The sequence below is a fragment of the Actinoplanes sp. NPDC049316 genome, from assembly GCF_040677315.1.
GTDB lineage: Bacteria > Actinomycetota > Actinomycetes > Mycobacteriales > Micromonosporaceae > Actinoplanes.
Genome location: NZ_JBFAQM010000017.1, coordinates 65,217 through 85,116, shown reverse-complemented (window position 1 = coordinate 85,116; position 19,900 = coordinate 65,217). Strand labels below are relative to the sequence as shown.

The following is a 19,900-nucleotide window of genomic DNA, read 5'->3' as shown; positions in this document are numbered from 1 at the left end:
GCGCCGGAAAAACGAGGAGGGGGCGGCCATGTCGCTCAGCGCGGCCCATGCGGCGGCGTTCCGCCGGGAAGTGCCCCAGGAGGGCCGGGTCTGGTCGATCCGGGACGCCGGCGGCTTCCCGGCGCCCCGGGACGGCGACGGTACGCGGGCCATGCCGTTCTGGTCCAAGCAGTCGCGCGCCCAGCGGGTCGTGACCGCGGTCGAGGCGTACCGCGGCTTCGAGGTGGTGGACATCCCGCTGGCGGACTGGCTCGACAGCTGGCTCCCCGGCCTGCGGCGCGACGGCGTGCTGGTCGGGGTGAACTGGGCGGGCGCCCGCGCCACCGGCTACGACGTGGACCCGGACCGCGTCTCCTCCTGGTTCGGCTGACTCGGCTCCGGGCTGCCCGACGGCGACACCGACGGGCCGGCGCTGGGTGGAACCGACGGCGAGGGCGGCGGCGAGGCTTTCAGCGGCTTCGACGCCACCGTCCGCTCGGGAAGGTCGAAGGTCCAGCCGTCCCGCTTCAGCTTCGGGATGAGCTTGCGCAGCGCTTCCACCGTCTGCCGCCGGTCTCCGCCGCCGTCGTGGACGAGCACGACCGCGCGCGGCGTGAGCTGCTTCTCGATGCGGTCGGCGATGACGTCCGCCCCGGGCAGCAGCCAGTCGTCCGGGTCCACGACCCAGCCCAGCGGCGTGTGCCCGGCCTTGACGCCCTCCTTGGCGGACTGGCCCCACGAGCCGTACGGCGCCCGGAAGAACGGCACCGTCACGCCCGGCGCGGCGGCCGCGATCGCCGCGTCGGTCCGCTCGATGTCGTCGCGGGCGGCCGCCGCGGGCATCGCCCCCAGATCGTCGTGCTTCCACGAGTGGTTGCACAGCACGTGTCCCTCGGCGACGACCCGCCGGACGAGCTCCGGATACCGCTGCACCTCCTCGCCGACCATGCAGAACGTGGCCTTGATGCCGTACCGGGCCAGCAGGTCCAGCACCGCCGGCGTGTACTCCGACGGGCCGTCGTCGAAGGTCAGCGCCAGCCGCTTACCCTCCCCCGCGGTGCGCACCACCACCAGGTTCGGCGCCTGCTTCTGCTGTTGTTCCTGCTTCTGCTCGCGCTGCTGCGCCGGCTCGGTGTCGTGCGTACGACCGGCGTCGCCGGCATCCGTACGGCCGGTGTTCGCGGCCTCGGGCAGCGGCAGCGCCGGGGAGCCCGCCAGCGCGGCCCGGGTGAAGTCACGCCACAGCCGGGCCGGGATCGTCCGGCCCTCGATCGGCTCGCCGGCCGCGTCCCGGATCGGTCCGGGCCGCGACTTGCCGATCCAGACCGCGGTCGCGAGGTCCGGCGTGTACCCGGCCATCCACGCGTCCTGGTTGTCTCGGGTGTCAGCCCACTGCTGGGTGCCCGTCTTGCCCGCCGCTGGACGGCCCGGCCGGGCGCCGTCCGCGCGGAGTGTCGCGCTCAGCACCGACGTGACGTCCGCGGCGGCCCGCGGGTCGAGGACCGTACGGGACACGCGCGTGGCCGTCCACAGCCGCCTGCCTCCCGCGTCCGTCGCCGACTCCACGAAATGCCGTTCATGACGGACGCCACCGGCGGCGAAGGTGGCGTAGACCGTCGCCAGATCGGCGGGGGTCACCGCGTACCGGCCGATGGCGATGTCCGGGCGGGTCTTGCCGGGGCGGGGGTCACCCTTGGCGTCGACCAGCGTGGGGGCGCCGGCGTACCGCTTCGGGATGCCGAGGTCGTGGGCCATGTCGCGGACCGCCGCCGCGCCGATCTGCTCGGTCACCGCGTAGAACGGGGTGTTGAGCGACTCCATCATGGACTTCTTCAGCGTGCAGTCCGAGCACTGCAGGTCCTTCTGGTTATGCAACGGCACGCCGAGCCGGCCCGGGAAGACTCGCGGCGAGCTGCCGTCCCAGCGCGACATCACCGCGATCCCGCGGCGCAGCGCGGCGGCGAGCACCACCGGTTTGAACGTGGACGCGGCCGGGCGGGCGGCGGACGCGTCGTCGAAGAAGCCCCGGCCCTGCCGGCCGCCGTAGTATGCGCGGACGCCTCCGGTGCGGGGATCGACCGCCACCAGCGCCGCCCGCAGGCCCTTCGGCTGCTTGTCCAGATGCCGGGCCACCTGGGCGACGGCGGCCCGCTGGGCGGCCGCGTCCAGGGTCGTCACCACGGACAGGCCCTGGGTGTGCAACGCCTGCGGGGTGACGCCGTGCGCCGCCAGCTCGCGCTCGACGCGGTCGATGACCATCCCGTCCGGGCCGGGATTCTTCGCCGACGGCGGCAGGACCCGGGGGTACGCGAGGTCGCCGCTGAGCCACCCCAGGTCGCGTTGCGCGCGGACGACCCAGTTCCACCGCCGTCGCGCCGCCTCGGCGTTGTTCGCGGGGTCGTAGCCGTACGGATCCTTGATGACGGCGGCGAGCACCGCCCCCTGCGCCACGGTGAGCCGGTCCGGCGTGACCCCGAAGTACGCGTGCGCGGCCGCGGCGATGCCCTGGGCGCCGCGGCCGTAGTAGATGGTGTTGAGGTACCGCTCGAGGATCTCGTCCTTGGAGTACCGGCGCTCCAGCTGGATCGCGAGCGCCATCTCCTTCGCTTTGCGCTCGACCGACACGTCCTGGGTGAGGAACGCGTTGCGGGCGTACTGCTGGGTGATGGTCGAGGCGCCCTCCCGGCTGCCACCGGCGTCGGCGACCACCGCGCGCAGCACGCCGCGTACGGAGACGCCGCCGTGGTCACGGAAGCCGCGGTCCTCGGCGGCCAGGATCGCCGAGCGCACGGCCTCCGGCACGGACGACAGCGGCACGTCGCTGTGGTCGACGGTACCGACCCGGGCGAGGATCGTGCGTCCGTCGGCGAAGTACAGGGTCGACGCCTGCGGCTCGACGGGCGCGGCCGGCAGCGGTACGGATTCCACGTACGCCTCGGCCACCGCCGCCCCGGTGCCGCAGTAGAAGACGACGATCACAAGCAGCCGGGTGAGCACGCGGCGCCAGAGCCGGCGCCGGCGGGGAGAAGCGGGTGCATCGGTGGTCACGAATGTGTGACGGGATCTCGGACGGTTCTGTGGTACGCGAAAGGCAACTACTTTGCGTACGCATATGTGCACTTTTCATTGACGCGGCGTGAGCTGCTCTTTCGATCAGGTTGCACGGGAACGGTATGAGACATGTCTCGCCGCGCGGGGATTTCATACCGCCCGGATGTGGTACTCCCGACCCGCGGACCCTATGCTTGCCGAACTGCAAACAAGGGGGCACCGTGCGCACGCTCGACATCCTGGTCGTCGACGACGACGACGCCGATGCCTTCATGATCTCGGAGGCGCTCGAGAGTTCCGAGACGCACACCACGGTCAACCGGGTCTCCGACGGCCGCGAGGCGCTGGACTACCTGCTGCGCGCGGAGCCGTACCAGGATGCGCACCGGCCCGACCTGATCCTGCTCGACCTCAACATGCCGCGCATGGACGGCCGCGAGACGCTGGCGGCGATCAAGGGCGACGACCGGCTCAAGGCGATCCCGGTGGTGATCCTGACGACCTCCGGCGCGCCGCCGGACATCGTGGCCAGCTACCAGCACCGGGCCAACGCGTACGTGACGAAGCCGTTCGAGCTGGACGACTTCGAGGCGACCGTCCGGACGATCGACCGCTTCTACCGCGAGGTCGCCGTCCTGCCGCCCGCCGACTGAGCGGTTACCCACCGGACCGCCCGGGGTACGTCACAGGCATGTCCGACACCGACACCGCCCCTGAGGACCTCGGGGCCCCGCAGTCGTTCCTCGTCCTCGCCGACGGCACCCCGGTCTACGACCGCGCGGGCGACAAGGCCGGCACGGTCGCCCACGTCCTGGCCGACGACCGCGACGAGATCTTCCAAGGCCTGGTCCTGGACACGCCCCAGGGCCACCGGTACGCGCCCGCCGCGCAGATCGACGGCCTCTTCGAGCACGGCGTGATCGTGGCGGTGCCCGCCGCTCAGCTCCCGGAGCCGGCCGAGAACGCGGCCGCCGACGACGACTCCCTCACCGACGGGCTGCGCCGCGCGTGGAGATGGCTCGTCGAACCCAAGTAGCGGCGGGTGGCTCCGGGTGGCGAGGCGTTGGCACTGCGCCGCGATCAGCCCGCTCGCGGGCCTGAGCGGCGACTGGGCGGCCGGCCTGCGCGACGACCTCGGCCGGCAGTGGCTCACCGCTGCGGCAGGCCCTGCGCGACGCTCCGGACGCCGGCCGTCTTCACCGACATCGACCATGAGGACAGCGGGCCGCTGCGCACCGAACTCAGGTCTCATCCAGCGCGTGGGTGAGGAAACGGATCACGTCGAGCTGGCGGCGTACGGGGCTGCCGTACTGCGGTTCACCCTCGCCGGTGCGGATGCGCAGCGCCTCCCGCACGATCCGGTGCCACCGCCGGTCGTACGTCTCCAGCGCGAACGCCGCCGCCTCGGTCTTCGCCGTCACCCGTCCCTCGGCGAGCGTGTGCCGCAGCCGGGCCACGCCGAGCACACCCCACGCGGTGGCCCAGTCGCTGGTGCCGGTCAGGCCGAGCACCGTACGGTTGCGCCACCTCGTCCAGTACCCGGCGAGGTTGTCCCGGGTCGCCGCGGCCAGCGCCGGCCAGTCGGTGTGCACGCACAACTCGGCGACCGCGGGCCCGCGTACGGCGACGCCACCCTGGTCCAGCACGTGCCATGTGACGAGGTTCCGCTCGAAGCGCGACACCGCCTCGACGCGCCACTCGTGCACCGCCGCGCCGCTCGGCACCAGCTCGGGGTCGCGGCGCAGATCGTCCTCCCGCACGTACAGGCCGTCGAAGTCCGTGCCGCCGTGCGTACGCCGCAGCGCCGCGTGCACCGCCTGCAGCGCGCGGGGGTCCGGCGGCCGTGAGGCCACCGCGACGAAGTCGATGTCGCTGACCCCGGGCCGGTAGTCGTCGAGCGCGATCGACCCCTGCAGGTAGAGGCCCTGCACGAGACCGGGCTCGTACCGGTCGGCGAGCGCCAGGTACGCCCGGCAGACGTCGACGACGCCGGCGTCCAGGGGGGAGGTCACCGCTGCGACGGTAGCGCTCCCACGCGAGCCCTCCGGCGCAGAAGGCCGCCGGGCCCGCTGCTGATGCTCCTCGCGGAAGAGCCGCCGCGCATGCCGGAGCGCGACCACCCGCGACCGCGTCGTGGCCGCCGGGTCGCAGCGAGCGCCCTCGCGGAAAAGGCCCTGGAGCTGCGTGGAAGCGCCTACCGTGAACGCTATGTCGCGTTTTCTCCCGCTCTGCGCGCTGGCGCTCGCGGCGTCCCTCGCCGGGTGCTCGGATCCGGCGCCCGAAGCAGCGGGTCCGACGCCGGCCCCCTCACCGGCGCCTTCGCCCGAGCCGAGCGGCTCTGCGGTCGTCGACGAGCCGCCGGGCACGGCCGCCTGCGGCAAGATCAGCGAAGCTCTCCGCGCCGGCACGATCATGCAGCCGGGCATGGTCACCGACGTGAGCCGGTCGACCGCGACGGCCGACGCCCCGGTCGCGGACGCCGCGCGCCGCCTCCAGGAGACCTACGACCGAGCCGTCGAGGCGCACGGCCGCGAGGACGAACCGGACCGGGTGGCCGCGGTCAGCGCCGCGGCCGCCGAGATGGTCTCCGTCTGCGCCGACTCCGGCCTGGAAACCGTCGGCTGAGCCGCTACAGGGCGCTGCCCTTCTTGTACTCGTCCCAGCTCATGTTCCAGTCGGTCCAGCCGTTGCCGTTCTTGAGCTTCTCCTCGGTGCCCTTCACGGTGATCGGGTCGCCCATGAGGGTCCGCTCGAACAGCCACTTGCCCATCGCCATCGAGACGTTGACGCAGCCGTGCGACACGTTGCGGCGGCCCTGGACACCCTCGGACCACGGCGCGGCGTGGATGTACTGACCGCTCCAGGTGATGCGCTGGGCGTAGTCGATCTCGGTGCGGTAGCCCTGGCCCTTGGGCAGCTCGTCCATCGTGTCGAAGACGGTGTGCCGCTTCTTCTCGATGACCACCATGGTGCCGCTCGACGAGGGGGTGCTCGACTTGCCGAGGCTGACCGGGATCGTCTTGACGACCTTGCCGTCCTGCTTGACGGTCATCTTCTTGCTGCGATTCTCCACCGTCATGACGAAGGAGCGCCCGACCTTCAGGTCCACGGTCAGGTCGGAGCGGCCGAACCAGCCGTCGCCCATCGGCACGCCGGCGAGCTGGACCTTGTAGAAGATCTTCGTGTACGGCTTCCAGTACGTCTTGGGGCGGTAGTGCACCTCGGTCGGGCTGGTCCAGTGCCAGGTCCCCTCCTGCGCCGGCGAAGCGGTCACCGTCATCCGGCGCTCCACGTCGTCGCGGTAGCTCGCGGGGATGGACCGGCCGAACCGGACGATCATCGGCATGCCGACGCCGACGGTCTGGCCGTCGCCGAGGAAGCTCGACACGCGCACCAGCTTCGACGGCTTCTTCATCACCGTGAACGAGCTGGTGGTGGAGCCACCCTTGTCACCCGCCGGGGTGCCGTTGACGGTGACGGTGTACTTCTTGCCCCACTTGAGGGCCTTCGCCGGCCGGAAGACCTTGTCGTCCTTGTCGAGGGTGCCCTTGACCTCGTTGCCGTCGTCGTCCTTGACCTCGACGGTGGTGTTCCCCGGGTCCTCGGACTCGTACTTGATCTCGGTGATGGCCTGCACGCCGGTCGCATCGGCGGCCGGGGAGGTCACGGCGACCGTGCTGAGCGTGGGTGCGGGCGAGGGGGTGCCGGAGGCGGTCGTCGAGCCGCCGTCCTGCGAGCCGCCGCCCTGCCAGGAAGGGGATGCCGACTTGTCGTCACCGCTGCAGCCGGCACTGAGCAGCACGGACGCGGCCACGAGCGCCACCGCTGCGGTACGCCACCGCCGTCGCCCGGCCGGGCCGGTCACTCCAGGAAGTCTCATGATCCCTCTCACCGCCGTCGTCCCGGCGCCCATCATCCGTCATGGATGCCAGGACGCCCAATCCCCGATTCGTGCCGCCGCTCACGGACGGCCCCGGACTTACGGGCACATTGCGGACGATTGACCGATTCCGCACGTGCCCACCGCGCGGCGTGAGCAGCCCCGTCGCCCGCTCCGCAAAGTGCCGACCACCGGGCCGTGAACTGCCCGGACGACCCTCCGCAGGCCGGACCGGGCGCCCCGAGCGGCTCAGGCCTGCCCCTCCTGGCCGGCCAGGTCGGCCGGCACCGGCAGGGCGCTGCCCTTCACGAACTCCTTCCAGCTCACGTCCCACGGCGTCCAGCCGTTGCCGTACGCCAGCTCGTCCTCCGTACCCCGAACGGTGATCGGATCACCGATGAGGGTCTTGTCGAACAGCCAGCGCGCGTTCGACGGTGACACGTTGACACACCCATGCGACACGTTCCGGCGGCCCTGCGAGCCCACCGACCACGGCGCCGAGTGGATGTACTGGCCGGACCAGGTCAGGCGCTGGGCGTACTCGATCTCGGTCCGGTAGCCGTCCTGCGGGCCCAGCTCCGCGATGGTGTCGAAGACGGTGGCCGCCTTCTTCTCCATGACCACCATCGTGCCGCTGGACGAGGGGGTGCTGTGCTTGCCGAGGCTGACCGGCATGGTGCGGGTCACCTTGCCGTCCTGGATGACCGTCATCTTCTTGGTCTTGTTCTCGACCTTCATGACGAAGGAGCGGCCGATCTTCGCGGACGCGGACCGGTCGCGGTCGCCGTACCGGCCGCCGCCGGTGGGCAGGCCGCCGACGGCGATACGCACGGTCAGCTTGGTGCCGGACTTCCAGAACTTCGGCGGCCGGTAGTACGCCTGGGTGCCACTCGAGGTCCACGACCAGGTGCCGGGCTGTGCGGGCTCGCTCTTGACGAACATCCGCTTCTGTACGGCGGCCCGGTCCTTCTTCTTGATGCCGGGGCTGAACTCGACCACGACGGGCATCGCCACGCCGTACGTGTGGTCGTCGAAGAGGTAGAGGCCCGTACCTGTCTTGCGAGCCGGCTTGCCCATCGTGGTGAACGACGTGGTGACGGTCTTGGCCCCACCCGCGTCGCCGGCGGCGGTGACCGTGGCCTCGTACCGCTGGCTGTTCTTCAGGGGCTTGGCCGGCACCCACGCCGAACCGTCCTCGCGCAGCGCGCCCGGGACGACCTTGCCCTTGTCGTCCTTGAGCGAGACGGTCGTCACTTTGCCGCCGGAGACCTTGAACCCGATCTCGGCACTGACGGGTACGCCCTTCTTCCCCGTGTCAGGAGTCACACTGAGCGAGACGTCGGCGCTGCCGGGCCCGGAACCGGCGCCGTCCGGGGCGGCCGGGGCGGACGTCGGGGCCGACGACCCGACCCAGGCGGCAGGAGCGGGCTTGCCACCGCCGTCCCCGCAAGCCACCAGCGCCACCGGCGCTACCACCACCAACGCCACGACCGCCAGTAGCGAGCGACGCATGCTGCCCATCCTCTGCCCCGATCTGGAGTTCCGCGGGCACATCCTGCCCTACGAAGGCAAGCGCCGGGGCCCCGCGCGAGCGCACGCGATCATGTCGTGACCCGCGACCCGGGGCGTCGATCATGGCCGGGCCCCCGATTTCGAGGTGCCGCGGAGCCCGTGTTAATGTTTCTCCGTTGCCAGCGAGCGCCGCTAGCTCAATTGGCAGAGCAGCGGACTCTTAATCCGCGGGTTGTAGGTTCAAGTCCTACGCGGCGCACCATGCAGCATCAGGCCGTATAGCTTCCGGGCTATACGGCCTTGATCTTTTTGGGACGTTGGTGGGACGTTGGTGGGCGCCGCCGTTTACGGCGTGTGCCGGAAGCGGCGGGTCAGGTAGTCCGGGTGCAGCGGCGTCCCGTCCTCGGCGACGAACACGTAGCCCGAGTCCTGCCACGTCTCCCCTGCCGTCCGTTGCTCGGTGCGTTGCCGGCGGCGATGCTCCCGCAGCAGCCGCACCGTGTGCCGGTCCAGCGCGACCAAGCGCCGGCTGGCGGCCGTCTTAGGCGGGCCGACGGTGACCAGGTGGCCGTTGGCGATGCGCTGCTGCTCGATCATCGCGACGCCGGCGTCGAGGTCCACGTCGGCCCAGCGCAGCCCGGCGGCTTCACCGCGGCGCAGGCCGCGTAGGGCGATCAGCCACCACATCACCGCGAGCCGGTCTCGGGCGGTGAAGGTGAGGAAGGTGGCGGTCTGCTCGGTGGTCCACACCGCGACCGCTGGCCGCTCGCCGGTCTGCTGCCACGCTTCGACCCGCTGTGCGGTCCAGACAAGGGCGTGCGGTCGACGCGGGGAGGGCACCTCGACGTAGCGGGCCGGGTTGTCGCGCAGCATTCCCTCGCGGATGGCGGCGTTCAACGCCGAGCGCAGCGTCGCGCGGATCCGGTGCAGGGTTGATGGTGTCGGCGTACGTCTTCCATGGCTACGTTCCGGCAACCGAGGACAGCTCGAGTTCAGCAGCCGTCCCGTGCTCGATGACCTGCATCCGCACCGTTTGAACACCCCACCACCGCTCATCTTCGCCCCTCAGCCTCGATCGGATACCTCGACGATGACTGGCCGACGGCTGATCGGGGGGATCCCTGATCGGGTGAAGTCGCCGCGCCTTATTGGCTGCTACTTGTTTATTGCCCTAGGACCGTGCTGGTGCGACTGCGCGCGCCGGGCCATCGTCGTCCGCCGGCGGTGGACAGCCTGGCGGCGATGGAACCGCCGTCGGCGAGCGGGGCGAGGGCGAGGACTTTCCGGGCGTCGCGGCGACGTGCGGAAAGTGGGAGCGAGCGGGGCAGATAAATCGATGTGCGTTGTTGCGCTGGCCGGTTGATCGCGGGCTTCTCAGCTGGGTCGTGACGATGGCGCCGGGGGGAAGCGGTGTGGTGGTGGCGTACCGGTGACGGCGCCGGGTGTGCAGCTGAGCAGTTCGGTCTGTCCCGGGTAGCTGATCTGCAGCCAGTACCGGCCGGCGGGCAGGTCGAAGGACTGGTAGCGGTCCTCGGCGACGACAACCTTCCAGCCGATCGGGGTGACGTTCTGCTGGGGATCGGGCCGGGGTGGAGTGTCCGCGGGACCGATGTAGGCGGTGATCTGTGATCCCTTGGGTACTGGTACGAAGCCGCCGCGCTGAAGGTCATGCACGGTGATGTAGAGGGTGCCGCCGGTGGTGGTGAAGGATGCGGCAACGGTCTCCCCGGTGTTGGGGACGCCCAGTGCGGCACGGCTAGCGGGAGTGCCGCCGCACGGCGGGTCGGGCGACCCGTCGCCGGGACCGGTGGAGCAGCCGGTGATCGCCGTGAGGGCGAACCCGGCTGCCACCATCGCCGGCCGCCTCAGGAGGCGAAGCATGCGTCGTCGACCTCCACACGGGCCTTAGCCCCGCTGATCCGGATACTCTTCGCGGTCACCCCACATCGCAGCACGCTCTGGGCGCCAGTGACGGCGACTTCACCATCCAGGGCCTGCACCGTGCCACGAATCTGGACACCAGCTCCGGACACCTGGATCGCCGCCGGCCCGCTGGCGGCCGACAGCAGCGCGGGGGAACTGGCCCGGTCGGGGCCGAGGATCAGCGAGGCGCCGGCAGCGGTGATCGGCCCTTCGGCGACGATGACGGCGCTGACCCGGCCGGACCCGTTGATCGTGACCGCGCAGGGCACATAGACGACCCCGGACGGGACATCATCGCCCCGTACGGTCCACCGGTTCTGCTTGCACGCCGACGCCGGGATCGCGTGGTAGCCGGCGTCGCGGGCGGCCGGGCCGCCCGGCCGGTAGGCGTCGACGGTGGCCGCGGCCGGGGGGTCACCGCGGTCGACGCGGTGCGCGTCGGGCACACTGCTGCCCGCGCCGCGCACGCTCAGCGTGGTGGCGTACTCCGCGCCGCGGGACACCGTGGTGCCGCTGCCGGTCACGGTGATGCCGCCGTTGCTGTGCACCGGACCGGTGACCGCGATGCCGGCGCCGTTGAGGGTGAGGGCGTCCGCGGTGGTGCCGGAGGCCCAGAGGCCGACCGCCGCAGGCGTGGGACGGATGGTGGTGCTGGTGCTTTTGCCGGTCAGCGCGCTGCGGGCGGTGATCGTGACATTCCCGGACGCGTCCGGCTTGATGACCGGCAGTTCGACGTAGACGCCGCCGTCCTCGTCGGGCGTCAGGGTGGTGACCACCTCGCCGCCGTAGATGATGTCGACCTTCTCCTTGGTGGTGGCGGCCTGGAAGCCGGTCAGGTAGGTGCCGTAGCTGCCGCCGACCTGCGGCTGGCCGGGGTAGGTGACCCGGACGCGTTTGGCCAGGCTCGCCCCGCCGCCGCTGTTGCCGCTGATCGTCAAGGTGTGGACGCCGGCTTCCGCCGCGGGCAGGTCGACGGTGGTGTGCACGACGCCGTCCGCGTCCGCGATGGCGTGGCCGAGGTCGATCCTGGTGGAGTGCAGGGAGAGGTCGACGGTGGAGTTCGGCGCGTAACCACCGACGGTGACCTTCAGGCGGGTGCCGGGCGCGGCGGGGATCGGCGCGTTGCCGACCGCCTGGCCGTTGACGCTGTCCGCTGTTGTTCCGGTGGCGGTCGCCCGCACGGCGCCCAGGCAGTTCTGCGGGATCCCGTGGTTGTAGACGGCCAGGACCCGGCACGCCTGCACGGCGTGGCCCTTGGCATTGGGGTGGAACAGCCCCTGGGACCGGTCGGCGCGCACGTTCTCCGACTCGCTGGCCGGGCCCATGAGGCCAGCCAGCATCGACTTCAACTTGTCGCCAGTTCCCAGGTACCGGAATAGGGCGTCGCCGTCGTCGTACACCCACTTGCCCTGCAGGGCACACAGCGCGGGGCTAAAGACGATCATGCAGTTACGCAGCGACCGGTAGCTGCTGACCAGGTTGTCGAGCAACTTGCGGGCTTGAGCGTCGCCGTTGCCGTCGAGGTTGAGCAGGTAGCGCAGTTCCGCGTCGACGTTGGCTCCGCTCAGGCCGTTGGCCATGGTGTCCTCGGCCCGGTCGGGACACAGCGGGTTGATACCGAAGCCGTACTGCATGTCGACACGCTCGATCGGATCGCCGGCAGGGGTCGAATCGTCGATCTTGCCATCGAGCTGGTCGATTTTGTCGTGGGCGTAGGCCAGATCCTCCTTGCGGATTCCACCGCACGAGGCCGGCGCGGCGCTTGTCGCCGGCAGGATGTCTGGGTAGTTGGTCTGCAGGATGCGCGCATTGCCGAAGGTACCGATGAGCGCGGTCTGCGCCGCGAGCTCCTTGTTGAGGAGTCCGTCGATAGCCCCGTCCGTACCCGAGAAGTGGGAGATCACCCGGTCGGCTCTTTCGCAGTTCAGCGCCTTGTCGACCAGGAATTCGATGTCGCCGGGGGCGTTGGGGTAGAGGTCCAGGGCGCGCTGGAGTAGGCCCGGCAGCAGACAGGCGGCGACCATACCCGGGAAGTTGGCGTCGTTACCGCCCATACCCACGGTGACCAGGTCCACGTCCTGGGGTCCCAGGTGCGCGGCCGCCAACCGCCTGACCGCCTCCGCGACCTGCGAGTCCGGGCTGGCGTAGGTGCTACCGGCCTGGCCCTGGTCGAATACGACAGGAGGCCTGCCGAAGTCACTGCCCTCGATCTCGGCGCCGCTACAGGTGACATCGATCAGAACGACCTTCGCCCCCGGCGCCAGGCGATCGCGGTTGATCTTGGCGTAGTCCGACAGCGACCGGTGACAGCCGTCGCCGCTGCTGCTCTGGTAGTAGGTGTAGGTGTCGGCTTGGCCGCCCTTGTCGTCGTTGTAGGGGTAGTTGATGCCGTCCTCATAGGCGCTCAGGTACTTGAAGGTGTCGGCGATGTTGTTGGCCGCGCCCTCGCCGGACTGGTACGAGTCACCCAAGGCGACATAGACAAACGTCTTCTCGGCGCCCGGTGAGGGTTCCGGGCTCGGCGGATCCACCGGCGGCGGAGGAGGCGGCGGCTGGGGCAGCTTCACTCCGGAGCTCACGACCCGGAGGCCGCCCATGGGGCCGCCCGGACGGTAGGTGCCTTCGCCGTACTCGGCGATGTAGAGATTGTCGCCGTCGGTAGCCAGCCCGGACAGGTAGTCGAAGTGGTTGCCGTCCGGGTAAGTGTAGTGGTCAGTGTCGCCCTCGGGACGGCCGATGCCGGCGGCGAACTCGCTGCGCTCGCCGGTGACCTTGTTGATCCTTCCGATCCGGTCCCAGTCGTAGAAGCCGGGGATGACGAAGTACAGGTAGTCGCCGACCGAGACGACCTGGCCGTCCCAGAACGGCCCGTTGCCCCGGTCGGTGATGTCGTCGGCGCTCAACCCGAACGGGTAGTCCATCTGCGTGCGCTCGCCGGTGCTGCGATCCACCCGTTGCATCCCGAAGTAGCCGAACGCCCAAACGTACTTGCTGTCGGCGACGATCACGTCGAGGCCGTCCGGCACGGTCGCGAGCACGGTCGTCTGGCCCGTAACCAGGTCACGCTGGTGGATCGTGGGGTCTCCGTGAACCGAGGAGGACCAGTTGTCCTCCCAACCCGAGCTGTACAGCGTGTGGCCGATGACCGTCACGGTCCTGGGGAGCCCGGAGTCGTCGCTGCCCGCCACATCGGTCAGCGTGCCAGTGGCCCCGCTGGCCGGATCGACGGTGCGGATACCGCAGCCGGGGTCCCGCACGTACAGCAGGTGCCCGTCGGACCCGATGACGATCGACGCACCGATAGCCCCGCCGTGGGACGGGTAGGTGTCACCGTTGAAGCGGGCCGCCGCGCCGGGGGCGTCGGTGCACCCCTGCTCGGTCGCCGATCCGGCCACGGCCGTGACCGCCCCGCTGGCCTTGTTGACCCGCACGAGACGATTGCCGGAAAACACGTACGCTGAGTCGCCCAGCAACGCGACACCACCGGTGTGCATCAGCTGCTCGCTGGTGTCCAGCGCCGTTGCCACGCCGCGGATGTCCGTTCCGGACGTCTGCCAGGACGCGTCCGTGACCTCCCCCGCCCAAGCCGCCGGCGGGGCGGCAAATCCCGCTGCGATCGCCGCGATCCCCAAGGTGGCGACCGCGCGCACCCCTCGACGTGCCCGTCCCGGCCGCGCCGACCGTCGGCGACTGAACATGATGCGCCCCGCTTCATCGATGACATCAACAGCGCGCAGCAACCCCTCCCGGGGATGGCGCGCCACGGTGTCATCGGCAGCCACAGCCGATGGACAGGGAACTTTGGGCAAGCTTGACGCTCTCTTGAATGGCCGGCCGCAGCGTGAGACCGGACCTGAACAGGTGGGGCCCCGGTACGACCCGGCGCCGTCAGCGGCCGCCGTCGCCCGGCTGGTCGCGGGTGAACCCGCCCGCGGCCAGCACGGCGGTGAACGCGGTCAGGTGCGCCTCGGCCGTGGCCGTACGGTCACGTTCCCGCCCGAGAGCGGCGCACGCGTCGTCGAGCTGGCGTTGCAAGCGGCGGCGCGGTCTTCGGCGTCGGCCGCGTCCTGCTCGGCCTAGCGCTGCCGCCGGCCGAGCGCGGTGATCGCCTCGATCGCCCGGTCGCGCTCCTCCCTTACCGCGGTGAGCTGCTCGGCGGCCTCGGCCGCGGCCCGGTACGCAGGTCGCGTTGCGCGTCGAGGACCTCGGCGAGGTCGTCGGCGAACGGCGTCGGCCCACTTCCGGACCGGCTCGCTGACCAAGGGCATCGCGTTCATTGACGAAGTGGGCCGGCTCACCAGCACCGCCCAGCAGCAGCACCTCAACGTCGATCTGCGCCCCGCCGGTGTCACCGTGCCCCTGTCGTCGCGGGATGTGTCGCTCGCCCGGCTGATCTCCGCGGCCGCGAGGGATCTGGACATCCTCACCGATCCGACGGCCGTGCAGCTCATCAACATCACCCTCGACGCCCTTGTCGGCACGGACGTACTGCCCTTCTGGCGGGCGCTGCTCGGCTACCGCCAGATCGGCGACGACTATCTGGGCGACCCGCTTCCGGACACGCTCGTACTCGTAGACGACCTCGACGCCGGTGCGATTCGCGACCCCGGCCGCGATGACCTCATGAAGCACTATGGGAGCGCTCCCAAAATGCCCTCCGCGGTGTTACGTTGAGCTTCAGTGAAGTACATCGATGCGTTGCGTCGTCAGGAGAGCAGCCATGGCCGGGTTGGTGCGTACTGGTTCAAAACGGATTCCGGCCGGCGGCATCGCGCTGATCCTCGTCGCGGCCGGCGTGACCGCCCACCCGGCGCCCGCCCGGGCGGCCGCGGCCACCGGACCGGCTCTGTCCGTCGACGTGTCCGCCGCCCGCCATGCCATCAGCCCGGACATCTACGGGCTCAACGGGGCCGATCCGGCGTTCGCCGCCGAGATAGGTATGCCCGTGGCGCGCTGGGGCGGCAATGCGAGCAGCCGCTACAACTTCAAGAACCACACGTACAACACCGGTAGCGACTGGTACTTCGAGAACATCGTGGCCTCGCCGGAGAACACGGTCGAGTCGTTCGTCCGGACGAACCGCGATCGGGGCACGAAGCAGATCGTCACGGTCCCGCTCATCGGGTGGGTGGCCAAGGACTCGCCGCAGTCGCATCCGTTCGACTGCGGCTTTCCGGCGACCCGTTTCCCGGCGCAGGACAGCTTCGATCAGTGGGATCCGAACTGCGGCAACGGCCGGCTCAACGACGCGAACCTCACCGGGGCGGACCCGGCGGACACGTCGATTCCGGTAGGTCCGTCGTTCGCAGGCGAGATGGCGTCACACCTCGTGCAGAACTTCGGCACGGCGGCGCGGGGCGGGGTGCGGATCTACGAGCTCGACAACGAGCCGGTGCTGTGGAGCTCCACGCACCGCGACGTGCACCCCGCCGCGGTGACCTACGACGAGCTGGGCGGTAAGGGCACGGCGGCTGCGGCGGCCATCAAGGCGGCCGATCGCAGTGCCGCCGTGCTCGGCCCGTCGGGCTGGGGTTACTGCGAGTGGGTGGCCTCCGGGGTGGACGGATGCGCTCCGGGCGCCGACGCGGCGGCGCATGGCGGGCTCAACCTTTCCCAGTGGTACCTGAAGAACATGCGGGATTACGGTGCGGCCCACGGCGGCAAGCGCTTCCTCGACTACTTCGATCAGCACTACTACCCGCAGATCAGCGGCGGCACCGACCCCGACTCGAACGCGCTGCGATTGCGGTCCACCCGCTCGCTGTGGGATCCCACCTATGTGGACGAGTCGTGGATCGGCCCGAGCGGCGTGAACGCCCCGCCGCTGCAGTTCATCCGCACCATGAAGGCCTGGGTGGCCCAGTACTACCCCGGCACCAAGGTGGCCGTCACCGAGTACAACTGGGGCGCGCTGAACGACATCAACGGCGCGCTGGCCCAGGCCGACGTACTCGGGATCTTCGGGCGGGAGGGACTGGACCTCGCGACCATGTGGGGCGAGCCCCAGCCGACGCAGCCCGGCGCGTACGCGTTCCGGATGTATCGGAACTACGACGGCGCGGGCAGCCGGTTCGGCGACGTCAGCGTCTCGGGCGTCAGCAGCGATCAGGGACAGCTGGCCGTGTACGCCGCGCAGCGCTCCTCCGACAAGGCGCTGACCCTCACGGTCGTCAACAAGACGGGCGGGGACCTGACCTCGACGCTGTCGATCGCCGGATTCCGCCGCACCGGCACGGCGAAGCGGTTCACCTACAGCCCCGCCGATCTCAGCTCCATCGTCCGAGACGACGATCTCGCGGTGAACCGGGGCAGCGCGGTGGCGACGTACCCGGCGAACTCCATCACGATGCTGGTTCTGCCGCGAGGCTGAGACACGCCCGGAGCGGCCGCCCTGTCGGCGGCCGCTCCATGGTGGCTGTCAGCGGTGGCTCTTGAGCCATCCCTGGATCTCGGTGATGACCTGCTTGTCAGGCTCGCCGAACTCCGGGTGGAACTTCGGGGTGATGTTCATGGTGTGCGCCATGCCCGGGTAGATGACCAGCTTGTGGTCCTTGTTCCCGGCCGCGGCGACCGCGGCGTCGGCGGCGATGGCGGCACGGGCGGGGGTCTGGAGGTCGTTCTCGCCGTTGAGCATCAGCGTCGGGCCACGGAACTTCGGCAGCGCCTGCGACACGGTCGGGAAGCGGGCGAAGTCCTTCGCGTAGCTGATCACGTACGGGTCCAGGTCCGGCAGGTTCGGGTAGTCGTCGATGTGGGTGGTCTTGCGCAGCACGGCGCCGGCCTCGGCGTCGATCGCGATGCGGCCGTCGTGGTTGCGGTCCGTGGCGGCCGATACCTTGCGGCCGTCGAGCAGCACGGAACGGAACTGGTCGGCCTCGGCCTTCGGCTGGCCCACGAGGCCGTCGGCCGCCTCGGTGGCGGTCAGCAGGCCGTCGCCGTCGATGTCGAACTCGTCGTGCATCTGCAGCAGCAGCCGGCCGTAGATCTGGAACGTCAGCAGATCCTTGATGGGCTTGCCGACCACTCCCATCTCGACCACACCGGCCGGCTTCGGGATGCCGTACTTCCCCGGGTCACCTGCCAGGTTGGCGGCCACGTTGGTGCCCTCGCTGTGGCCGACGAGGAAGATCTTCGACGGGTCGACCTTCGGCGACTTCGCGGCGAACCGGATCACCGAGGCGGCGTCCAGCTGGATCTGCCGGTACGGGTTGTCCGGCAACAACTGGGCTGGGTCGGTGCTCTCCACCGGGCCGATGTCGGTGACGCCGCGCTTGTTGAAGCGCAGGGTCGCGAAGCCCTCCCGGCCGGCGGCCTGCGCGAGCGGGACGAACGTCGAGCCCTTGCCGTCCGGCAGGGTCTGGTTCATGTCGTTGTGCCCGCTGCCGTGCAGGAAGATCACCACCGGGAGGCGGCCCCTGGCGCCGCGCGGGTACGTGAGCTCGGCGTCGGTGACCCAGCCCTTGCCGAAGTCGATCCGCACCTGCTCGCGGGTGATGCCGTCCCAGCCCGACCGCCCGGCGGCCGCGGACGTCCCCGAGCCGCCGGCGAGGGCGCTGCCGGTGACGTCCGCGCTGGCGACTCCCACGCCCGCGGCGAGGATGGCGGCGGCGGTGAGGCCGATCGTCAGCTTGCGGTAGTTCTTCGTCGCTGTCATGCCCACAACGCTATGGACGCCGGTCCTCAAGATCGATCCTGCTGGCCGCCGTCTCCGGGTACAGCCTGCTGCACCGTCTCGCCCGCCGACAGAAGCGGCGTACCCGGGGCGAAAGCGACCACGACGGCGCCGCGGGTCGCGGCGCCGTCGTCAACGGATCCCGCCGTTACGGCCGCAGTGCCTTCGCCGCCGGGGTCCAGGTGCTCTCGTCGGTGACGTCGGCGACCTTGACCGACTGGGCGATCTTCTTCAGCTCGGCCTCCGGCAGGTCGGCGCCCGTACCCGGGTCGCTGACCTGGACCTGCACCTCGCCGTCGGCGCTCCACACGTTACAGAAGCCGTTGGCGTAGCACTTCGTCTTGCCTGCCTGCGCCTGCTGGTTCGAGTTCCGGCTGGGCGTGACGAAGATGTGGAAGCTGCCCTTGATGCCGTTCTCACCGGAGTCGAACGGCGCGGTCAGGCCCGTCACGGCCGGGGCCGGCCGGGCGAACGTGGCGCCGCCGAAGTCGCCCTCGCGGGCGGTGGCGATGCCGTCCAGGCCGGGCAGGGCGTTCGTGCCCGACTGGACCGGCTGGTATCCGCTCGGGGTGTAGCCAACCGTGAACGGCACCATGGCGGGCCGGGGGGTGCTCGGCTTGAGACCCGTGGCCAGTTCCCCCAGGTCGGCGAAGGACGGGTCGTCGGCGTCACCGGAGATCGACGTCACGACCGCCCAGGCGTCGTCGGCGTACTCCCAGGCGAGCTGCTTGTTGCGGGGATCGACCGAGCCCTCCGGGTCGAGGCCGACCGGCAGGGTCGCCTGCACCGCCTTGTGCCCGGACACGGTCACCGCCTTGCCGCCCTTGATCCCGGACGGGTCGAACGCGCCGGGCCGGTAGACGGTCAGGTACGCGTAGAGCGAGGGGTCGCCGCCGCCCTTCTTCTTGTCCTCGATGCTCCCGGTCGCGCCGTCCGAGGACGAGGGCTTGTCGTTCGTGATCCGGCCCGTCTCGTAGACCGACGCGATCTGGTACGCCGTCGACGCCACGATCGGGTCCTGCACCTGGAACTTGCCCGCGTCGTACCCCTGGAAGGTGAAGGTGAACGGCTCGGACGCGCCCCACCTCGCCGCAGTTGCCTTGGACGCCGCGCCCACGACGCCCGTGCCCGTCGGCGTCTGGCCGCCACCGGGCGACAGCGCGAACACGCTGCCCACCGCGATGGCCACCAAGCCGGCCGCGCCCGCGGAGGCGAATCCGGCCCGGCGGCGGCGCTCGGCCCGCCGTCCGGCCGCGACGATGTCGTCGACGCTGTGGGCCAGGGGCGGCTCGTCGGCCGTCGCGGCGTTCACGATCTCACGCAATTGCACTGGTCCACTCCTCCACCGGTCCCCCGCTGAGATTGATGCGTTCGGCAGCCAGTAGCTCGCGGAGCTTGGCGAGCCCGCGCGACGTCTGGCTCTTGGCGGTGCCCACGTTGCAGCCGAGGACGCCGGCCGTGTCCTCGAGGCTCAGGCCCAGGTAGTGCCGCAGGACGACGGCGGCGCGCTGCCGGGGCGGCACCGCCTCGAGGGCGGCCCGGATACGTAGCCGCTCGTCGGTCGCGGCCGCCGGGTCCTTCAGCGCGACGTCCGGCATGGCCTCGCCGGCCGCCCGTTCGCGGCGCCACGGACGGCGTCGCTCGTCGATCGCGGCCCGGTAGACCATCGTCTTGGCGTACAGATCGGGTCGTTCCAGCTTGCGCCAGCGTGGGTAGAGCTTGACCAGCGCGTTGGCCACGGCGTCCTCCGCCGTGTGCCAGTCGCCGCAGGTCATGTACGCAAGCTTGCGCAGCGACGCCATCTGGGACGTCACGAACTCACGGAACGCCTGCTCGTCTTCCGCTTTCACCTCGGCTGCCTCCCTAGTGACGGAGGTAGAACG

General features: G+C 70.6%; 17 protein-coding genes and 1 tRNA gene. 7 read left to right on the top strand and 11 right to left on the bottom strand.

From position 1 onward, the window contains the following. Positions 1–28: 28 nt before the first annotated feature. A complete protein-coding gene (locus tag AB0K03_RS24480) occupies positions 29–370 on the top strand; it encodes a DUF2750 domain-containing protein (protein ID WP_364688591.1) in 342 nt (113 codons plus the stop codon). Here AB0K03_RS24480 and AB0K03_RS24475 read toward each other — a convergent pair. Beyond that, positions 328–3,027, bottom strand: a complete 2,700-nt coding sequence (locus AB0K03_RS24475; protein WP_364688588.1) for a transglycosylase domain-containing protein — start codon at positions 3,025–3,027, stop codon at positions 328–330. The two genes, AB0K03_RS24480 and AB0K03_RS24475, sit on opposite strands and share 43 nt — an antisense overlap. A gap of 224 nt (positions 3,028–3,251) precedes the next feature. Here AB0K03_RS24475 and AB0K03_RS24470 point away from each other — a divergent pair, with 224 nt between their 5' ends. Both AB0K03_RS24470 and AB0K03_RS24465 read left to right on the top strand, forming a co-directional pair. Then, positions 3,252–3,683: a response regulator gene (locus AB0K03_RS24470; RefSeq protein WP_364688585.1), complete on the top strand. Its 432-nt coding sequence runs from the start codon at positions 3,252–3,254 to the stop codon at positions 3,681–3,683. Between the two features lie 38 nt (positions 3,684–3,721). Continuing rightward, positions 3,722–4,066 (top strand): PRC-barrel domain-containing protein, encoded by a 345-nt coding sequence (locus tag AB0K03_RS24465; protein ID WP_364688582.1) that lies wholly within the window; start codon positions 3,722–3,724, stop codon positions 4,064–4,066. A gap of 205 nt (positions 4,067–4,271) precedes the next feature. Here AB0K03_RS24465 and AB0K03_RS24460 read toward each other — a convergent pair whose 3' ends face one another. Further along, the gene (locus AB0K03_RS24460; RefSeq protein WP_364688580.1) at positions 4,272–5,042 is read right to left on the bottom strand and encodes an aminoglycoside adenylyltransferase domain-containing protein; all 771 of its coding nucleotides are present in this window, start codon (positions 5,040–5,042) and stop codon (positions 4,272–4,274) included. A gap of 196 nt (positions 5,043–5,238) precedes the next feature. On the opposite strand from AB0K03_RS24460, the gene AB0K03_RS24455 reads away from it, so the two are divergent. Beyond that, on the top strand, positions 5,239–5,655 hold the full coding sequence (locus AB0K03_RS24455) for a hypothetical protein (RefSeq protein ID WP_364688578.1): 417 nt from the start codon (positions 5,239–5,241) through the stop codon (positions 5,653–5,655). A 4-nt stretch (positions 5,656–5,659) separates the two neighbouring features. Here the strand turns inward: AB0K03_RS24455 and AB0K03_RS24450 are convergent, their stop codons facing one another. Beyond that, positions 5,660–6,910, bottom strand: coding sequence for an Ig-like domain-containing protein (locus AB0K03_RS24450; protein ID WP_364688575.1), 1,251 nt, complete (start codon positions 6,908–6,910; stop codon positions 5,660–5,662). Positions 6,911–7,159: 249 nt separating this feature from the next. Further along, positions 7,160–8,431, bottom strand: a complete 1,272-nt coding sequence (locus AB0K03_RS24445; RefSeq protein ID WP_364688572.1) for an Ig-like domain-containing protein — start codon at positions 8,429–8,431, stop codon at positions 7,160–7,162. A 177-nt stretch (positions 8,432–8,608) separates the two neighbouring features. Between AB0K03_RS24445 and AB0K03_RS24440 the strand changes: the two genes are divergently transcribed. Beyond that, positions 8,609–8,684 (top strand) — tRNA-Lys (locus tag AB0K03_RS24440). A gap of 83 nt (positions 8,685–8,767) precedes the next feature. Here the strand turns inward: AB0K03_RS24440 and AB0K03_RS24435 are convergent. The 4 genes from AB0K03_RS24435 to AB0K03_RS24420 all read right to left on the bottom strand — a co-directional run bounded on the left by AB0K03_RS24435 (position 8,768) and on the right by AB0K03_RS24420 (position 14,380). Continuing rightward, positions 8,768–9,319 carry a tyrosine-type recombinase/integrase gene (locus tag AB0K03_RS24435; RefSeq protein WP_364688569.1) on the bottom strand — a complete coding sequence of 184 codons (552 nt, stop codon included), beginning with the start codon at positions 9,317–9,319 and terminating at the stop codon, positions 8,768–8,770. A gap of 477 nt (positions 9,320–9,796) precedes the next feature. Continuing rightward, complete coding sequence (locus tag AB0K03_RS24430) at positions 9,797–10,303, bottom strand: hypothetical protein (protein ID WP_364688566.1); 507 nt, start codon at positions 10,301–10,303, stop codon at positions 9,797–9,799. After that, positions 10,288–13,872, bottom strand: coding sequence for a hypothetical protein (locus tag AB0K03_RS24425; RefSeq protein WP_364688563.1), 3,585 nt, complete (start codon positions 13,870–13,872; stop codon positions 10,288–10,290). Before AB0K03_RS24425 ends, AB0K03_RS24430 begins: the two co-directional genes overlap by 16 nt. Positions 13,873–14,233: 361 nt before the next feature. Beyond that, the gene (locus AB0K03_RS24420) at positions 14,234–14,380 is read right to left on the bottom strand and encodes a hypothetical protein (protein WP_364688560.1); all 147 of its coding nucleotides are present in this window, start codon (positions 14,378–14,380) and stop codon (positions 14,234–14,236) included. 249 nt (positions 14,381–14,629) lie between these two features. Here AB0K03_RS24420 and AB0K03_RS24415 point away from each other — a divergent pair, with 249 nt between their 5' ends. Then, positions 14,630–15,019: a hypothetical protein gene (locus tag AB0K03_RS24415; protein ID WP_364688557.1), complete on the top strand. Its 390-nt coding sequence runs from the start codon at positions 14,630–14,632 to the stop codon at positions 15,017–15,019. 46 nt (positions 15,020–15,065) lie between these two features. After that, positions 15,066–16,715, top strand: coding sequence for a glycoside hydrolase family 44 protein (locus AB0K03_RS24410; protein ID WP_364688555.1), 1,650 nt, complete (start codon positions 15,066–15,068; stop codon positions 16,713–16,715). 48 nt (positions 16,716–16,763) lie between these two features. Here AB0K03_RS24410 and AB0K03_RS24405 read toward each other — a convergent pair whose 3' ends face one another. The 3 genes from AB0K03_RS24405 to AB0K03_RS24395 all read right to left on the bottom strand — a co-directional run bounded on the left by AB0K03_RS24405 (position 16,764) and on the right by AB0K03_RS24395 (position 19,867). Next, on the bottom strand, positions 16,764–17,999 hold the full coding sequence (locus AB0K03_RS24405; protein ID WP_364688552.1) for an alpha/beta fold hydrolase: 1,236 nt from the start codon (positions 17,997–17,999) through the stop codon (positions 16,764–16,766). A 166-nt stretch (positions 18,000–18,165) separates the two neighbouring features. After that, entirely contained in the window at positions 18,166–19,347 is a 1,182-nt protein-coding gene (locus tag AB0K03_RS24400) for a hypothetical protein (RefSeq protein ID WP_364688549.1), read from the bottom strand. Further along, positions 19,334–19,867: a SigE family RNA polymerase sigma factor gene (locus AB0K03_RS24395; RefSeq protein ID WP_364688547.1), complete on the bottom strand. Its 534-nt coding sequence runs from the start codon at positions 19,865–19,867 to the stop codon at positions 19,334–19,336. The genes AB0K03_RS24400 and AB0K03_RS24395 overlap by 14 nt, the downstream gene beginning before the upstream one ends. Positions 19,868–19,900 lie beyond the last annotated feature (33 nt).

Excerpts from the sequence above, each read along its gene's own strand:
- AB0K03_RS24480 (WP_364688591.1), top strand. The coding sequence starts at position 29 with ATGTCGCTCAGCGCGGCCCATGCGGCGGCGTTCCGCCGGGAAGTGCCC.
- AB0K03_RS24465 (WP_364688582.1), top strand. The coding sequence starts at position 3,722 with ATGTCCGACACCGACACCGCCCCTGAGGACCTCGGGGCCCCGCAGTCG.
- AB0K03_RS24455 (WP_364688578.1), top strand. The coding sequence starts at position 5,239 with ATGTCGCGTTTTCTCCCGCTCTGCGCGCTGGCGCTCGCGGCGTCCCTC.
- AB0K03_RS24450 (WP_364688575.1), bottom strand. The coding sequence starts at position 6,910 with ATGAGACTTCCTGGAGTGACCGGCCCGGCCGGGCGACGGCGGTGGCGT.
- AB0K03_RS24445 (WP_364688572.1), bottom strand. The coding sequence starts at position 8,431 with ATGGGCAGCATGCGTCGCTCGCTACTGGCGGTCGTGGCGTTGGTGGTG.
- AB0K03_RS24430 (WP_364688566.1), bottom strand. The coding sequence starts at position 10,303 with ATGCTTCGCCTCCTGAGGCGGCCGGCGATGGTGGCAGCCGGGTTCGCC.
- AB0K03_RS24410 (WP_364688555.1), top strand. The coding sequence starts at position 15,066 with ATGGCCGGGTTGGTGCGTACTGGTTCAAAACGGATTCCGGCCGGCGGC.
- AB0K03_RS24405 (WP_364688552.1), bottom strand. The coding sequence starts at position 17,999 with ATGACAGCGACGAAGAACTACCGCAAGCTGACGATCGGCCTCACCGCC.